The 14,109-nt window shown below is 74.4% G+C and carries 12 protein-coding genes; 5 read left to right on the top strand and 7 right to left on the bottom strand.

The genetic code is table 11. The annotated features are described in order from the left end of the window. Positions 1 to 11: 11 nt before the first annotated feature. Both ME121_RS08350 and ME121_RS08345 read right to left on the bottom strand, forming a co-directional pair. Entirely contained in the window at positions 12 to 1,256 is a 1,245-nt protein-coding gene (locus tag ME121_RS08350; RefSeq protein ID WP_059408663.1) for a glycoside hydrolase family 5 protein, read from the bottom strand. Beyond that, the gene (locus ME121_RS08345; protein WP_059408662.1) at positions 1,250 to 2,434 is read right to left on the bottom strand and encodes a DUF1972 domain-containing protein; all 1,185 of its coding nucleotides are present in this window, start codon (positions 2,432 to 2,434) and stop codon (positions 1,250 to 1,252) included. Before ME121_RS08345 ends, ME121_RS08350 begins: the two co-directional genes overlap by 7 nt. 106 nt (positions 2,435 to 2,540) lie before the next feature. Here ME121_RS08345 and ME121_RS08340 point away from each other — a divergent pair, with 106 nt between their 5' ends. Further along, positions 2,541 to 3,797, top strand: coding sequence for a glycosyltransferase family 4 protein (locus ME121_RS08340; protein ID WP_059408661.1), 1,257 nt, complete (start codon positions 2,541 to 2,543; stop codon positions 3,795 to 3,797). A 359-nt stretch (positions 3,798 to 4,156) separates the two neighbouring features. Then, entirely contained in the window at positions 4,157 to 5,155 is a 999-nt protein-coding gene (locus ME121_RS08335) for a lipid II:glycine glycyltransferase FemX (protein ID WP_041372429.1), read from the top strand. Positions 5,156 to 5,171: 16 nt separating this feature from the next. On the opposite strand, the gene ME121_RS08330 is transcribed toward ME121_RS08335, so the two are convergent. Together ME121_RS08330 and ME121_RS08325 are read right to left on the bottom strand one after the other, a co-directional pair. Then, positions 5,172 to 6,434, bottom strand: a complete 1,263-nt coding sequence (locus ME121_RS08330; RefSeq protein WP_059408660.1) for an MATE family efflux transporter — start codon at positions 6,432 to 6,434, stop codon at positions 5,172 to 5,174. A 204-nt stretch (positions 6,435 to 6,638) separates the two neighbouring features. After that, complete coding sequence (locus ME121_RS08325; RefSeq protein WP_059408659.1) at positions 6,639 to 7,781, bottom strand: aminotransferase class V-fold PLP-dependent enzyme; 1,143 nt, start codon at positions 7,779 to 7,781, stop codon at positions 6,639 to 6,641. Positions 7,782 to 7,922: 141 nt separating this feature from the next. Here ME121_RS08325 and ME121_RS08320 point away from each other — a divergent pair, with 141 nt between their 5' ends. Beyond that, positions 7,923 to 9,173 carry a molybdopterin molybdotransferase MoeA gene (locus tag ME121_RS08320; RefSeq protein ID WP_059408658.1) on the top strand — a complete coding sequence of 417 codons (1,251 nt, stop codon included), beginning with the start codon at positions 7,923 to 7,925 and terminating at the stop codon, positions 9,171 to 9,173. A gap of 66 nt (positions 9,174 to 9,239) precedes the next feature. Further along, on the top strand, positions 9,240 to 10,112 hold the full coding sequence (locus ME121_RS08315; protein ID WP_059408657.1) for a 4-(cytidine 5'-diphospho)-2-C-methyl-D-erythritol kinase: 873 nt from the start codon (positions 9,240 to 9,242) through the stop codon (positions 10,110 to 10,112). Between the two features lie 19 nt (positions 10,113 to 10,131). Here ME121_RS08315 and ME121_RS08310 read toward each other — a convergent pair whose 3' ends face one another. Both ME121_RS08310 and ME121_RS08305 read right to left on the bottom strand, forming a co-directional pair. Continuing rightward, entirely contained in the window at positions 10,132 to 10,611 is a 480-nt protein-coding gene (locus tag ME121_RS08310; RefSeq protein ID WP_059408656.1) for a hypothetical protein, read from the bottom strand. Next, the gene (locus ME121_RS08305; protein WP_059408655.1) at positions 10,608 to 12,425 is read right to left on the bottom strand and encodes a chloride channel protein; all 1,818 of its coding nucleotides are present in this window, start codon (positions 12,423 to 12,425) and stop codon (positions 10,608 to 10,610) included. Before ME121_RS08305 ends, ME121_RS08310 begins: the two co-directional genes overlap by 4 nt. Positions 12,426 to 12,562: 137 nt before the next feature. Between ME121_RS08305 and ME121_RS08300 the strand changes: the two genes are divergently transcribed. Beyond that, on the top strand, positions 12,563 to 12,991 hold the full coding sequence (locus tag ME121_RS08300; protein WP_012322239.1) for a MarR family winged helix-turn-helix transcriptional regulator: 429 nt from the start codon (positions 12,563 to 12,565) through the stop codon (positions 12,989 to 12,991). A gap of 67 nt (positions 12,992 to 13,058) precedes the next feature. Here ME121_RS08300 and ME121_RS08295 read toward each other — a convergent pair whose 3' ends face one another. Beyond that, positions 13,059 to 14,078 (bottom strand): polyprenyl synthetase family protein, encoded by a 1,020-nt coding sequence (locus ME121_RS08295; RefSeq protein WP_043342815.1) that lies wholly within the window; start codon positions 14,076 to 14,078, stop codon positions 13,059 to 13,061. Positions 14,079 to 14,109: the final 31 nt, after the last annotated feature.

The following is a 14,109-nucleotide window of genomic DNA, read 5'->3' as shown; positions in this document are numbered from 1 at the left end:
CGGAGACCGCCTCAGGGCCGGGCCCGCAGCCCGAGCGCCGCGATCAGGGCGGGGTCGGCGACGTGCGCGTCGTCCATGAGACCGAGGCCGTCGAACAGGTTCCAGAACGACCACGCGAACCCGTTCGCCTCCGCCGCCAGCCGCACGTCCCGGATGTAGGCGGCCCGGTCCGGCGCCCGGGACGCCGTGAAGCGGGCGTCGGTGCGCAGGGCGCCGAACTCGCCCATCAGTACCTGCCCGCGCGGGATCCCGTAGAGGTCCGCCCAGGTGGCCACCGGCGCCATCGCGTCGGCGATGTAGGCCGGGCCGGGCGCGGCCTCGAAATATTCGTGCAGCTTCGCCTCGATCAGCGCGCGGTCGCGCGCCTTCTCGGCCCGGGGCACCGTGCGGTCCGCGTCCATGCGCGCTTGCACCGCCGCGAGCGCCTCGCGCAGCGTGCCGCGGCTCCCGGGCCAGGGCACGGCGGTGAGCCAGCGGTAGAACGGCTCCTCGGTGAGCCAGGTCGCCCCCTGGTGGGAGAACAGGTACGGCTCGTAGAAGTGGAACGTGTAGAGGAGCGGCGCGAACCGCGCGAGCGCGGCCGGGTCCAGGGCCGTCAGGCCGGCGACGAGGCTGCCGCAGGAGCCGGTCGCCACGAGGGTGAGCGCCGGCGCGGCCGCGCGCGCCGCCGCCAGGAGCCCGTCCTGCACCCGATTCCAGGCGCGCGCGCCGCAGGCCTGCGGCGGCTCGTTCACCGGCTCCAGGGCCAGGCGGTCCGTGCCCTTCCGCGCGCACAGGCGCGCGAGGTCTCCGACGAGGTCGCGATAGGCGGCGAAGAGCGGCGCCCGGTCCGAGTCGTAGAACGCGCCCGGCGTGTAGTGGTGGGTCGCGGCGTTCGCCTGGACATTGACCAGGACGCGCAGCCCGGCCGCCAGGGCCGCGTCGACGGCCTCCGACAGGGTGCCGAGGAGTTCGGCGCGCCGGGCCCCGGTGAAGGCCACGAACGGCCCGGGATCGAGGGGCAGGCGCACGAAGTCGAAGCCGAACCCGGCGATTCGGGCGAGGTCGTCGCGGGTGGGTATTGGCCGGCCGGGCTGGAAGGGCGGCCACGCGTAGTCGGTCCGCGGCGGCGGGTACTCGGTGGTCAGCGAGAACCAGGGCCAGAGGGCGATGCCTCGGCGCAGGGCGATCGGCGCGGGACTGCCCTGGACGGGTCGGACGCCCGCGCCCGCCGCGAGGGCGCCGGCGAGCACCGACCGCCGGCTGGGGCCTACCATCTCGGACCGGCCGGGGCGGCGACGGGCGCGACCGCGGTGGCGCGCGCCGCGCGGTCCGGTGCCGGCGGGTAGCCGCCGACACGGCGCAGCGCGTCCTCGTAGGAGGCCAGCACGGCGTCCCAGCGGAACTGCTCGGCGCGCGCCCGCGCCGCCGCGCGGGCCGCCGCGACCGCGGCCCCGTCGGAGAGCACGCGCTCGATGGCCGCCGCGCAGCTGTCCGGATCCGAGAAATAGAACTGCGCGTCCCCGGCCGTGCCCCGGTTGAACGGGTTGTCGTGGGCGACCACGGCGTTGCCTGCCCAGAGCGCCTCGACCAGCGACGGGTTGGTGCCGCCCACCGTGTGGCCGTGGAGATAGGCCCGCGCGTGGACCCGCAGGGCCTGGACCTGCTCGGGCTCGTAGATGGCGCCGGGGAACAGCACCTCCGGCGAGGCGGCCGCCTCCACGGCGCGATGGTACGGGTTGCCGACCCTCAGCGTGCCGAGCACCACGAGCCGCACGCCGCGGGCACGGCGCGAGAAGGCCTCGACGAGCGTCAGGATGTTGTTGTCCGGCTCGATGCGGGCGATCGAGACGAGGTAGCGGTCCGGCGCGAGGCCGAGGGGCGGCGGCCCGACATCGGCCGCCGGGGGATCGCCGCCGTACGGGATGGTCGCGATGGCGCCGCGCGGCCTGCGACGGGCGAGGTGGTCGGCGATGACGGGATGGTCGGCCACCAGCCGCTGCGAGGACCACGCGGCGATCCACTCGCTGACGTAGAAGAAGGCGCGCACGGGCAGCGACCATTTCGGACGGCGCCACTCGATCCCGTCCATGTTGGTCAGGATCCGTCCACCCCGCGCCCGCAGGTAGGGCAGGAACGCGGCACCGTTGTAGCCGAGCACGAGGCAGACGCCGCCGCGGGTCGCGGCGTCGTGGGCGCAGATGGCGTCGAAGGCGAGCGTCGCGACGGGACCGCGCAGGCCGATCTCCACGGTGATCAGCTCGACACCGTTCCAGGCGCTCCGCACGATGCGGTCCCGCACCGTCTCGACGTCCCTCTGGCAGTACACGCCGACCTGCCAGCCGCGCTCGACCAAGTAGAGCGCGAGACGTTCCGCGAAAGTCTCGAAGCCTCCGTGGGCGGCCGGGATACCGCGCGTGCCGAGAATAAGTAGTTTCGGTGCGCGGTCAGGCATGAAACTTCCTTTCCAATGTGTCGGCCCTATTGTAGATCCGAAGGATACAATTCCGGCGACCGGCCTCTACAACTGCTAGTTGTTTATTTAATACAGAAATCATCTTATGGTAGATAACTTCGGACTGAGAGCGGCGCGCGACAGCGATCGTGCTGCCGCGCCCGCGCTGCGGGCCATCGGCAACGCCGCGGCGGCGCTTCGGATCACGTGTGTCCACCAGGGATTCGAGCTGTACGGCTCGGATCGCTGCTTCATCGAGACCGTCCGCACGATCCGGGCCGCCCATCCGGAGGCGCGGATCGACGTCGTGCTGCCGCGAAGCGGCCCGATCGTGGCCGCGCTGGAGCCCTTCGCCAGCGAGATCGTGATCGCTCCGCTCTGGATCCTGCGGCGCAAGAACCTGGCGCGCCTCGTAACCCTGGGTCTGATGGCTCTGCCCATCGCGATGATCCGTGCGTGGCGCCGCATCCGCGCGAGCGACCTCGTCTACATCAACACCACCGTGGTGGCCGACTACCTGCTGGCCGCCCGGCTGGTCCCCGGCCGGAGCATCGTCCACGTCCACGAGATCCCCGAAGGCACCGTTCTGAAAGTCCTGCGCGGGCTGATCCGCTGGAGCGGCGCCAGCGTGGTGTTCAACTCGCGCGCCACCGAGCGGGCCTACGCCCTGCCCCGCGGGGCGACCGCCCGGGTCGTCTACAACGGGATCGCGGGTCCCGCCGAGCCGAACCGCAGCGCCTACGACGGCTCCCGCCCGCTCCGCGTGCTGATGCTCGGCCGGATCAGCCGGATCAAGGGCCAGGACGTCCTCGTGGAGGCGCTGGCCTCCCTGCCCGAGCCCGTGCGCCGGCGGATCGCGCTGCGCATCGTCGGCAGCGCCTTCGAGGACGAGGCCCGCGAGCGGGCCCTGGTCGGGCGGATCGCCGAGGCGGGGCTCGCCGCGCAGGTCACGCTCGAGCCGTTCGTGGCCGATCCCGCCGCCCTCTACCGCTGGGCCGACGTGGTCACGATGCCGTCGCAGCGGCCCGAATCCCTCGGCCGCGTGGCGATCGAGGCGATGTCCTACGGCGTGCCGCCGCTCGTCACGGCGATCGGCGGCCTGCCCGAGGTCGTAGAGGACGGGAAGACCGGCTGGGTCGTCCCGCCGGGCGGCCCGGAACCGATCGCCGCCGTTCTCGCGGACCTGGTCGCCGACCCGGCGCGCTGGCGCGACTTCGGCCGGGCGGCCCGGGCGCGCTACCTGAGCCTGTTCTCGGAGGCCTCGGCGGCGGAGGGTATCGAGGCCGCGGTCCGGACGACGCTGCGCCGCCCGACCACGGAGGCGTCGCGCGTCGCCGACGTGCCGGCGCGACCGGCAGCCTAGGAGTCGGGGCCTTCCGGCCGGACCGCCGTCGATCCGGCGGCGACGCCTGTCCGAGAGCCGGGCCCCGGGCATGACCGGGCTGACTCCCTGCGTGATCGCCCCCTCCGCGGCCGAGCGCCGCGGCCGCGCGTGCCGCCACGAGCGCGCGACGACGGGTTCAGCGGCGTCCGCCTCGGCAGCCTCGGTCCGGAAGACCCCGGAGCGCCGCTCGCGACGGAGCGGAAACCGACCCGTGTCGCGGGCGTCACCCTGTGGACGATCAGCGGCGCGAGGATGCAATGCGGGCCCGCCTGACCGATGAGGCGTGCGGCGCGGGCAACCGAACCCGGGCAGGACGAGGAGCGAGGACGGGGAGCGACATGGCGGCCAAGCTCGCGGTTCAGGAGATTGCGGATGCCCTGGACTGGGACCGGCGGGTCTGGGCCTGCCCGGGCGCCAACATCTATTGCGGGACGCCCTGGGGCACCTACAAGGCGCGGCGCGGCCTCGAGGTGCGGCGCGCGGTCGTGTCCGGCGACGGCGCGGACCTCGCCTTCGTCCAGTGGCAGACGCGCCGCAAGGGGCCGGCGCGGTTCGTCCATGTCCAGGGCGGCCCGCTGCTGACCGCGGCGGGCGCGCACCGGGCGGAGGCGGTGTTCGCCGCGTTCATCGACCATCTCGCGCTCGGCCGGCTCGACGTGCTCGCGGTCGATTACGAGCAGTTCGAGAGCCGCGACGCGACGCTGGCGCTGCTGATGCACGGGTTCGCCCCGGTGATCGGCGCGCACGACCACACCCTCGAGCTCGACCTGACCCAGGATCTCGACGCCATCCAGGCCGGCATGGAGCCGCGCTGGCGCAAGGCCCTGCGCAAGGCCGAGCGCAACGTCGAGGTGACGACGCATTTCCTCGAGGACAGGGCCGAGCGCCTCGAAGCCTTCGACGACTTCACCGCGATGTTCGCGGCCCTGCGCGAGCGCAAGGGCTTCGCCACCACGCTGCAGCCGCAGGCCTACCGCGACATCGCGGCCGAGGACGAGCACCTGCTGTTCCTCGACGTCCGCGAGAAGGGACAGCGCGTCCTCGTGCGCATCGCGCACCTGTCGGACACACGCTGCACGGATTTCTACACGGCCTCGAACGACCGGGCCCGCGCGACGGGCGCCGCGACCCTCGCGGTCTGGCGCTTCGTGGAGCGGGCAAAGGCGGAGGGCTGCCGGGTCTTCGATTTCGGCGGCATCGACCCGGCGGCGAACCGCCCCGTCTTCGAGTTCAAGCGCGGCCTGTGCACCGACGTGGTCCAGCACAACCCGCTCTGGGTCTACAGCCGGACGCCGGCGCTGCGGAAACTGGCGCCGGTCCTGCTGGCGCTGCGCTGAGCGGCGGGCCGGCCGCTCACAGGGCGCCGAGGGGCCGCGCCGGTCCCGGGTGCCGCGCCAGCGTCCGGAAGGCCGAGACCGACCAGACCAGCGTCGCCACTTCGGAGGCCAGCAGGCCGACGAGCGCGGTGGCGGGCGGCAGCAGCAGCAGCGCCGGCACCATCACGGCCATGCCGAGGGCGGCGCTCGCCACCGCCCCCGCCGTGATCGTCCGGAACGCCGCCGAGGCCTCGAGGTAGGCGCGCGGGATCGCGTAGAGCAGCGACACGGTCACCACCGCCCAGACGCCGAGCCCGATCCAGCCCATCGGCTGCGCGGCGAACCGTCCCTTGAACAGGATGTCCTCGACGAGCGGCAGGGCCGCGGCCATGACCGCCCCGTAGGCGAGACAGGCGCTGCCGAGCAGGATCCCGTTGCGGACGACGAGCCGGCGGGCGGCCTCGACCTGCCCGGCCGCGAGCAGCCGGCTGATCTCCGGCAGGATCATGTTCAGCAGCGCGCTCGCGGGGATGCGCAGCGGCGCGTAGAGCACGATCGTGGCGGCGATCGGCGCGTAGGCGGCCGGACCGGCCAGGAGGGCCAGCAGCAGGGTCAGGCCCTGTCCCTGCACGGTCAGGCTGGTGACGCCGGCGAGCGACCACGCCAGCGTCCGCCAGATCGCCCGGTAGCGGGCGCGCGCCCGCGCGTGCAGCGAGAAGCGGATCCGCTCGCGCAGCGCCCCGTAGGCCACGGCGATCGCGGTCGCGTGGGCGAGCGCGATCGCCGTGAAGGCTCGATCGAGAAGGGCCGTGCCCTCTCCGTTCAGCCAGCGCGCGACGAGGAGACCGCCGCAGACCGCGTAGACCAGGTCGCTCAGGCCGGCGATCCGGGGGCGGCCGCGGGCGAGGAGAACGATCCGCAGGTAGCTGCGGAAGGCGTAGAGGCCCACGAAGGCCCCGGCCGCGAGGGCGCCGAGGCCGATCACCGGGATCAGGACGAGGCCGACGGCGGCCGCCATGATGCCGGAGACCAGCACCGCGCCCGAGCCGAACATCACGTCGTAGCCGAGCGCCGCCGGCCGGCCCAGGCTCCGGGCGACGTGGATCGTCGCCGGGACCGCCACCAGGGCGCGGATGTAGGTGATGCCGACCGCCCCGACCGCGAAGACGATGGCGAACAGGCCGTAATCGTGCGCGCCGAGCGCGCGCACCAGCAGGATGTTCAGGAGGAAGTGGAACAGGCTCTGGGTCAGCTCGCCCGACAGGATCACGGCGAACCGCCCCGAGAGGACGGCGCGCATCGGTCCGGGCAGAGGGAGGCGGCCGGCGCCCGGGATCCGGAGCCGATCACCGGGACGCGGTATGGAGTCGGTCATGTGGGGGTGGACGGTCTCCGTGTGGGCGCGGGCCGTGCCCGGGCACCTGCGCCGGGGATCGGCCGGCGGCGCAGCATCCTCGTTCCTCCGGCCCGGCGCCCGTGCCGGAGCGTCCGTTTCCGGACCGTCTCAGGTGCTCCCCTGGCAGGCCTCGGACAGTGCGGCAAGGCATCGCGCGAGGTCGTCCCCGTCCGTCCACACGTGCGGGCTGATGCGCAGGGCGCCGGAGCGCTCGCTCACGTAGACCCGGTCCCGCTGCAGGCGATCGACCAGGCCCGTCAGCAGGCCCGCGGGCGGCCGCAGACCGAGGATGTGGGGTGCCCGCAGGGAGGCCGGCGGCGGCGTCAGGCCGAGGCCGGCGACCCCGTCCGCCAAGCGGTCGGTCAGCCCCCGCAGCCGGGCGGCGACCGCCGGCACACCCCACTCGGCGATCTGCTCCAGCCCGGTCACCGCCATGAACAGCGCCACCGGATCGTTCAGCTCGCCCCGGTCGTAGCGGCGCGCGCCGACGGCCGGCGGCCGGTTCCCGATATTCTCCTCGATGGCCGCCCCGTCCTGCCGGTGCGGCGCGGCGTACAGGAAGGCGAGGCCGTAGGGTCCGAGCGCCCATTTGTAGGTCGGGAAGGCCAGAAAGTCGGGGCGCCAGCGGGCGACGTCGACGGGCACGGCGCCCGCAGCCTGCGTGGCGTCGATCACCAGGGCCGCACCGGCATGATGGACCAGGGGGGCGAGCCGATCGAGATCGATCAGGCTGCCGTCGGTCCAGTGCAACGGGGTCAGGGTGGCGAGGGCGAGCGGCGGGGCGCCCGGCCGGGCGATGGCGTCCGCGACCGCCGCGGTCCAGTCGCCGTCCGGCGGGCGCGGAACCTCCTCCACCACCAGACCCTGCCGCTCGGCGAGCCGGTCGAAGGCGAAGCGCAGGGACGGGAACTCGTCCGCCACGCGGAGCAGGCGCCCGCCCGGCCTCACGGTCAGGTTGCGGGCGGCCACCGCCATGGCGTGGCTGACCGCGCCGACGATCGCGATGTCGTCCGCGGTGGCGCCGATCAATCGGGCCGCCGCCGCGCGCGCCCGCTCGGCCCAGGGCGGGATCGCCGTGCGGGGATGGTCCCAGGGGCGGCTCTTGACCAAGATCCCCGCCTCGCCCGCCGCGCGCACGGCCCGCGGCAGCGGCGACCACGCGGCGGCGTCGAGGTAGCAGACGTCGGCGGGCATCTCGAAGAGGTGGCGCTGGCACGGGAGCGCCGCGACGACGGATTCGGTGAACGCCATGATGCGCGAGCCTAGAGGATCGGATCCGCCGGGACCACGGCCCAGGCTTGATCGCGCGGCGCCGATGCCGCAAGTCGCCGTGTCCCAGTCCGCGAGGCCGCCCGTGCCGACCCGCTCGCCTCACTCCGATCCGGCAGCGCCATGGGCCGCCTGAGTCCCGACTGCTTCGACGCCGCCACCGCGCCGATGCGGGTCGCCGACGCGTTGGCTCTGATCCGGGCGCGACTCCCGATCCTGTCCGGGACCGAGACAGTCCCGCTCGCGGATGCGGACGGCCGGGTCCTCGCGGACGATGTGATCGCGCCCCTCGATCTGCCTCCCTTCGACAACGCCGCGGTGGACGGCTACGCCCTGCGCGCCGCCGATCTCGCGGCCGGCGGCGAGACGCGCCTGCCCGTCGGCGGACGCGTGCCGGCCGGCCATCCGGCGGGCGATCCCGGTCCGGGCGCGGCCGTGCGCATCTTCACCGGGGCGCCGGTGCCCGCGGGGACCGACACCGTCGTCATGCAGGAGGACGTCCGGATCGACGACGGCAGCGTCATCCTGCCCGGAGGACTCGTGTCGAGCGCCAATCGTCGGCGGGCCGGCGAGGACGTCGCCCGCGGCAGCACGGCGCTCCGCGCCGGGACGCGCCTCGGGCCGCAGCACATCGCACTCGCGGCCGCCTGTGGCCTGGCCGCGCTGCCGCTGCGGACGCCCCTGACGGTCGCGCTCTTCTCGACCGGCGACGAGCTGACACCGCCCGGCCAGTCCCTGCCGCCGGCCGGGATTTTCGACGCCAACCGGCCGATGCTCGCCGCGCTCCTGAGACGCCTCGGCGCCGTCCCCGTCGATCTCGGCATCCTCCGCGACGAGCCCGGACCGCTGCGGGCGCGCATCGCGGAGGCGGCGGCGTCCCACGACCTGATCCTGACCTCGGGAGGCGCCTCGGTGGGCGAGGAGGACCATGTCCGCGCCGCGATCGAGGCTTCGGGCCGACTGACCTTCTGGCGGTTGGCGATCAAGCCCGGCCGCCCGGTCGCGCTCGGAACCGTGGCCGGCACGCCCGTGATCGGGCTGCCGGGCAACCCGGCCGCCGCCTACGTGACCGCCCTGGCGGTGCTCGGTCCCCTGGTGCTCCATCTCTCCGGCGCGCGCGACACGGCGCCCGAGCTGGCGATCCGCAGCGGCTTCGCCCGCGAGAAGCGCCCCGGCCGGCGCGAATACCTGCGCGTCTGCCTCCGGGCCGGCCGGGACGGCCTGCCCGAGGCCGTGCCGGCGCCCGGCGGCGCGCTGTCCAGTCTCGCGGGCAGCGACGGGCTGGTGGAACTCGCCGAGGATGTGACCGCGATCCGCCCGGGCGACGCCCTGCCCTATCGACCGCACGGTGCGGTCGGCGGCACCGGCAGCTGAGCTGTTGTTCCGGGCCGCGAGCCTGTAGAGCCTCGGGACACATCGCCACGACCCGACCGAGACCCCGTGACCCTGCTCGCCGATCGCGCCCCCGCCAAGGTCAACCTGACGCTCCACGTCCTCGGCCGACGCGTCGGTGACGGCTACCACGTGCTCGAGAGCCTCGTCGCCTTCGCGGGCAGCGCCGACCGCCTCACCCTGGATCCCGACGGCCCGCTGGGCCTGACCGTCAGCGGCCCCACCGCCGGCCCTGCCGGCCCGACGGACGACAACCTCGTCCTGCGGGCCGCCCGGGGTCTCGCCGCACGGGTGCCGGGCTTGCGCGCGGGTGCCTTCCATCTGGTGAAGCGCCTGCCGGTCGCGGCGGGGATCGGCGGCGGCTCCTCCGACGCCGCCGCGGCCCTGCGCCTGCTGGCGCGCCTCAACCGGCTGCCCCTCGACCACGCGGCCGTCGGCGCGGTGGCGCGGGAGACCGGCGCCGACGTACCGGTCTGCCTCGACCCGCGGGCCCGGATGATGCGCGGCGCGGGCGAGGAGATCGGGGCGGCCCTCGGGCTCGAACCGCTGCCCGCGGTGCTGATCAATCCCGGCGTGCCGGTGCCCACCGCCCCGGTCTTCAGGGCTCTGGGCCTGAGCGTCGGCCAGGATCTCGCGGGCGCACCGCATCCGACGATCCCGCAGGCCACGGCGACCGACACGCTGCTCCAGGCCCTGGCCGGGGCCCGCAACGATCTGGAAGCGCCGGCCCTGACCGTGGCGCCGGTGATCGGCGACGCGCTGGCAGCCCTCCGCGCCCAGGGCTGCCGCCTCGCGCGGATGTCGGGCTCCGGCGCGACCGTGTTCGCGCTGTTCGCCGACCGGCGCGCGGCCGTCCGGGCCGCTGCCGCCCTGCGCGCCGCCCATCCGGGATGGTGGGTGGCGCCGACCTTCCTGCGCTGACCCGGCCCGCGGGCGGCGCTCAGCCGGGCGCGGCCTCGTAGACCGTCACGACGCCGCCCGCCTCCGGCACCATCACGCGCCAGCGGCTCGACCGCGGCAGGTCGCCGGGATCGATCGCGGTGGCCCGGCCGCTCCCGACAGAGAAGGTCGCGAGCCGGCCGTCCCCGTCGTGTCCGCGCAGATACGCGCGGCCGTCGCCGAGGTGGAGCGCGGCCGGAGCGGCGGTGAGGCCGAAGGCGATGTCCGCGAGGGCGCCGCTCGGCGCCAGGACGGCGCCCCGCAGCGCCAGCACGTCGGCCCCGGGGGCGATCTCGGACTCGACCCGCAGGTGGCCGTCGACGGCGTGACGGCGGTTCAGCAGCAGGGCTTGCCGGCGTCCCTCACGCAGGACGACGAGGGCGAGATCCGGCCCGTCCCGGCCGGCGATCAGGTAGAAGCTGCCCGGCGCGAGCCGATCGAGGCGGGTGGTCCGGCCGAGACGGTGCGGGTCCAGGGTCATGCTTCCATCCGTGCGCGCCTTTCACCCCGCCCCTTCCGGTAGAACGCGCGGCGCTCGGCTTCGGCCCGCACCACCGTGGCGCGCACCTGGAGCAGGTCCTTGCGGGTCAGGAGCCCGACGAGGCCGCCGGTGCGCGGATCGGTGACCGGCAGGCGCCCCTGCCCGGCCGACAGCATGACGTCGAGGGCGTGCGAGACCACGTCGCCCGGATGGACGACGGCGAGATCGGCGTCCGAGACGCGCTCGCCGAGGGTGCCCTCCTCGGCCGCGCCGTCGCGCTCCTCCAGGGTCCAGCGGAGGGCGTCGTTGCGCGAGACGAGGCCGACGGGCCGGCCCGCGCCGTCGACCACCGGGTAGGCGTGGTGGGCGCCGGTCTCGATCGCCGCGAGGGCCTCGGCCAGGGGCAGGTCCGCGTCCAGGGTCTCGACCGTGCGGGTCATCACCGCCTCGACCCGGGCGAGATCGTAGGGATCGATCCCGTATTCCCGGGTCACGTGCTGCCCGCGCCGGGCGATCTTCTCGGTCAGGATCGAGCGCTTGAGGAGGAGCACGGTCACCGCGTAGGCCGCCACGGTGGCGGCGAGCAGCGGCGCCAGGGCGGCGACGTCGCCGGTCACCTCGACGGCGAAGACGACGCCGGTCAGCGGCGCCGGCAGGGTGCCGCCGAGCATCGCCGCCATGCCGATGAGCGCCCAGAAACCGTGGGCGCCGGGCAGGAGGAGGCCGATCAGCCAGCCGACGGCGCCGCCGAGGATCAGCAGCGGCGCGAGCACGCCTCCGGACGTGCCCGACGACAGGGCGGCGAGCCAGATCGCCGCCTTGACCACGAGGATCAGCACGACGGCGCTCGCCAGCATGTGGCCGGAGAGCAGGTCGTGGATGACGTCGTAGCCGACGCCGAGCGCCCGGGGATCCACGAGGCCGCCCAGCCCGACCACGACGGCGCCGATGGCGGGCCACCACATCCAGTGCAGGGGAAGCCGCCCGAAGCCGTCCTCCAGAGCGTAGAGGGCCCGGGTCAGCCCCCCCGAGATGAGGCCGCAGGCGACGCCGAGCAGCGCGCAGGCGGGCAGCCCCCACCAGGGCAGGACCGGATTGTCGGCGAAGGGAAAGAGCGGGCCGGCGCCGAACAGGGCCGGCCGCCAGCAGGCCGCGGTGACAGCCCCGACGGTCACCGGAACGAGGCTCCGCGGCCGCCACTCGAACAGCAGAACCTCGACGGCGAGCAGCACGGCCGCCACGGGCGTCCCGAAGATGGCGGTCATGCCCGCCGCCGCGCCCGCCACCAGCAGCGTCTTCCGCTCGGCGGCGCTGAGATGGAAGAACTGGGCGAAGAGCGAGCCGACCGCGCCGCCCGTCACGATGATCGGTCCCTCGGCGCCGAACGGTCCGCCGGTGCCGATCGCGACCGCCGAGGAGAGCGGCTTGAGCACGGCGACCCTGGGCGACATCCGGCTGCCGCCGACCAGGATCGCCTCCATCGCCTCCGGGATCCCGTGGCCGCGGATCTTCTCCGAGCCGTAGCGCGCCATGGCGCCGACGATCAGCGCCCCGATCACCGGGATCGCCACCATCGAGGGCCCCGGCGCCGCGCCGGCCAGGGAGGTCAGGGCGGTGTCGAGCCGGCCGTACCACACGAGATTGGTGACGAGGCCGATCAGCGTGAGCAGGATCCAGGCGGTGCCGCTGGCGGCGGTCCCGGTGACGATCGCCATGCCGGCCAGCGTCAGGACCCGCCGGTCCGCGCTGAAATCCCCCAGCGCCCGGCGCAACGGGCTGCCCTCCCCGCTGCCGCTCCCAGTCCCGCCGATCATCGGGGCCTCCTGCCTTCGCGGCGGCTTTTATGTCGTAATCCGATATATCTTGCAACGGCGCGGCCATTGCGAGCCGGGACCAGCCCGTCGATACGGGGCACCGTCGGCGGCTCGAGGGACACACCACGGAGGCGATCATGGAGGCCGATGCCCCGGGACCGGAGGCGCTGTCGCGGGAGCAGTACGCGGCGCTCGCGGATTTCCGCTTCCGTCTCCGCCGCTTCCTGGCGTTCAGCGAGGCGGCGGCGGCCCGGGCGGGCCTGCCGCCGCAGCAGCATCAGGCCCTGCTGACGCTGGCGGGCCATGCCGGGCGCGCGCCGGCGACGGTCGGCCTGCTGGCCGAGCAGCTGCTGATCGCTCCGCACAGCGCGGCCGAGCTGGTGTCCCGCATGGTGGAGGCCGGCCTGCTGACCAAGACGCGGGCCGTCGAGGACAGGCGGCGGAGCGAGCTGTCCCTCACGCCGCGCGCCGAGGCCCTGCTGCGCACCCTGACGGACGCGCATCTCGCGGAGCTGCGCGACCTCGCCCCCGCCCTCGCCGAAGCCCTCGGGCCCGTGACGCGTTGAGGCCGACGCGGGTCGTCGGGCCGGCGCGGATCGGTGGCTGTCGACGCGGGAGCCCCGAGTTCCCGACTCAGCGCGCCCGCGCCACGCAGAACTCAACGGCCCCGATCAGCGCCGCCTTGACGGGCCCGTCCGGGAAGATGTCGAGGGCGGCCCGGGCCTCGGCGCCGTAATGGTGGGCGCGGGCCACGGTCTCCTCCAGGGCGCCGTGGCGCTGCAGGAGGTCGAGGGCGGTCTCCAGGTCGGTCTCGCCGATCTCGCCCTGCTGCAGGGTGCGCCGCCAGAAGCCGCGCTCGCCCTCGCTGGCCCGGCGATAGGCCAGCACGATCGGCAGGGTGATCTTGCCCTCGCGGAAATCGTCGCCGACGTTCTTGCCGAGCTCGGCCGAGGTGCCGCCGTAATCGAGCACGTCGTCGATCAGCTGGAAGGCGATGCCGAGATTCATCCCGTAGGATCGGGCCGCCGCCTGCTCGGCCTCGGGTCGCCCGGCGAGCACCGGCCCGACCTCGCAGGCGGCGGCGAACAGCTCGGCGGTCTTGCCGCGGATCACCGCCAGATAGGCGGCCTCGTCGGTCTCCAGGTTCTTGGCGTTGGTGAGCTGCATCACCTCGCCCTCGGCGATCACCGTGGCGGCGGCCGAGAGGATGTCGAGCGCCCGCAGCGAGCCGACCTCGACCATCATCCGGAAGGCTTGGCCGAGCAGGAAGTCGCCGACCAGCACGGAGGCCTCGTTACCCCACTTGATCCGGGCGGCGACGCGGCCGCGGCGCATGTCGCTCTCGTCGACCACGTCGTCGTGGAGGAGCGTGGCGGTGTGCATGAACTCGACGCTGGCGGCGAGCTTGACGTCGCCGTCGGTGGCGCCCGCGTAGCCGCAGAGCCGGGCGCAGGCCAGCGTCAGGATCGGCCGCAGGCGCTTGCCGCCGGAGGCGATCAGGTGGTTGGCGACCTCGGGGATCATCGCCACGTCCGATCCCGTCCGCGACAGGATCGTGGTGTTGACCCGCGCCATGCCGTCGGCCACCAGCGCGACGAGGTCGTTGAGCCCCGCCTCCGCCTCGGGCTTCGGATTCTCGATGGAGAGGGCCATACCCAAGATCCGTGACCTCCAGACCGGTCGC

The sequence above is a fragment of the Methylobacterium sp. ME121 genome (assembly GCF_000974725.1).
GTDB classification, from domain to species: Bacteria; Pseudomonadota; Alphaproteobacteria; order Rhizobiales; family Beijerinckiaceae; genus Methylobacterium; species Methylobacterium radiotolerans.
The sequence above is the reverse complement of the archived record's forward strand: the minus strand, read 5'-3'. Positions and strand labels throughout refer to the sequence as shown.

Bases quoted from the DNA above. Each gene is read 5' to 3' on its own strand.
- ME121_RS08295 (WP_043342815.1), bottom strand. From the start codon at position 14,078: ATGGCCCTCTCCATCGAGAATCCGAAGCCCGAGGCGGAGGCGGGGCTC.
- ME121_RS08300 (WP_012322239.1), top strand. From the start codon at position 12,563: ATGGAGGCCGATGCCCCGGGACCGGAGGCGCTGTCGCGGGAGCAGTAC.
- ME121_RS08345 (WP_059408662.1), bottom strand. From the start codon at position 2,434: ATGCCTGACCGCGCACCGAAACTACTTATTCTCGGCACGCGCGGTATC.
- ME121_RS08305 (WP_059408655.1), bottom strand. From the start codon at position 12,425: ATGATCGGCGGGACTGGGAGCGGCAGCGGGGAGGGCAGCCCGTTGCGC.
- ME121_RS08340 (WP_059408661.1), top strand. From the start codon at position 2,541: ATGGTAGATAACTTCGGACTGAGAGCGGCGCGCGACAGCGATCGTGCT.
- ME121_RS08325 (WP_059408659.1), bottom strand. From the start codon at position 7,781: ATGGCGTTCACCGAATCCGTCGTCGCGGCGCTCCCGTGCCAGCGCCAC.
- ME121_RS08335 (WP_041372429.1), top strand. From the start codon at position 4,157: ATGGCGGCCAAGCTCGCGGTTCAGGAGATTGCGGATGCCCTGGACTGG.
- ME121_RS08310 (WP_059408656.1), bottom strand. From the start codon at position 10,611: ATGACCCTGGACCCGCACCGTCTCGGCCGGACCACCCGCCTCGATCGG.
- ME121_RS08330 (WP_059408660.1), bottom strand. From the start codon at position 6,434: ATGCGCGCCGTCCTCTCGGGGCGGTTCGCCGTGATCCTGTCGGGCGAG.
- ME121_RS08320 (WP_059408658.1), top strand. From the start codon at position 7,923: ATGGGCCGCCTGAGTCCCGACTGCTTCGACGCCGCCACCGCGCCGATG.
- ME121_RS08350 (WP_059408663.1), bottom strand. From the start codon at position 1,256: ATGGTAGGCCCCAGCCGGCGGTCGGTGCTCGCCGGCGCCCTCGCGGCG.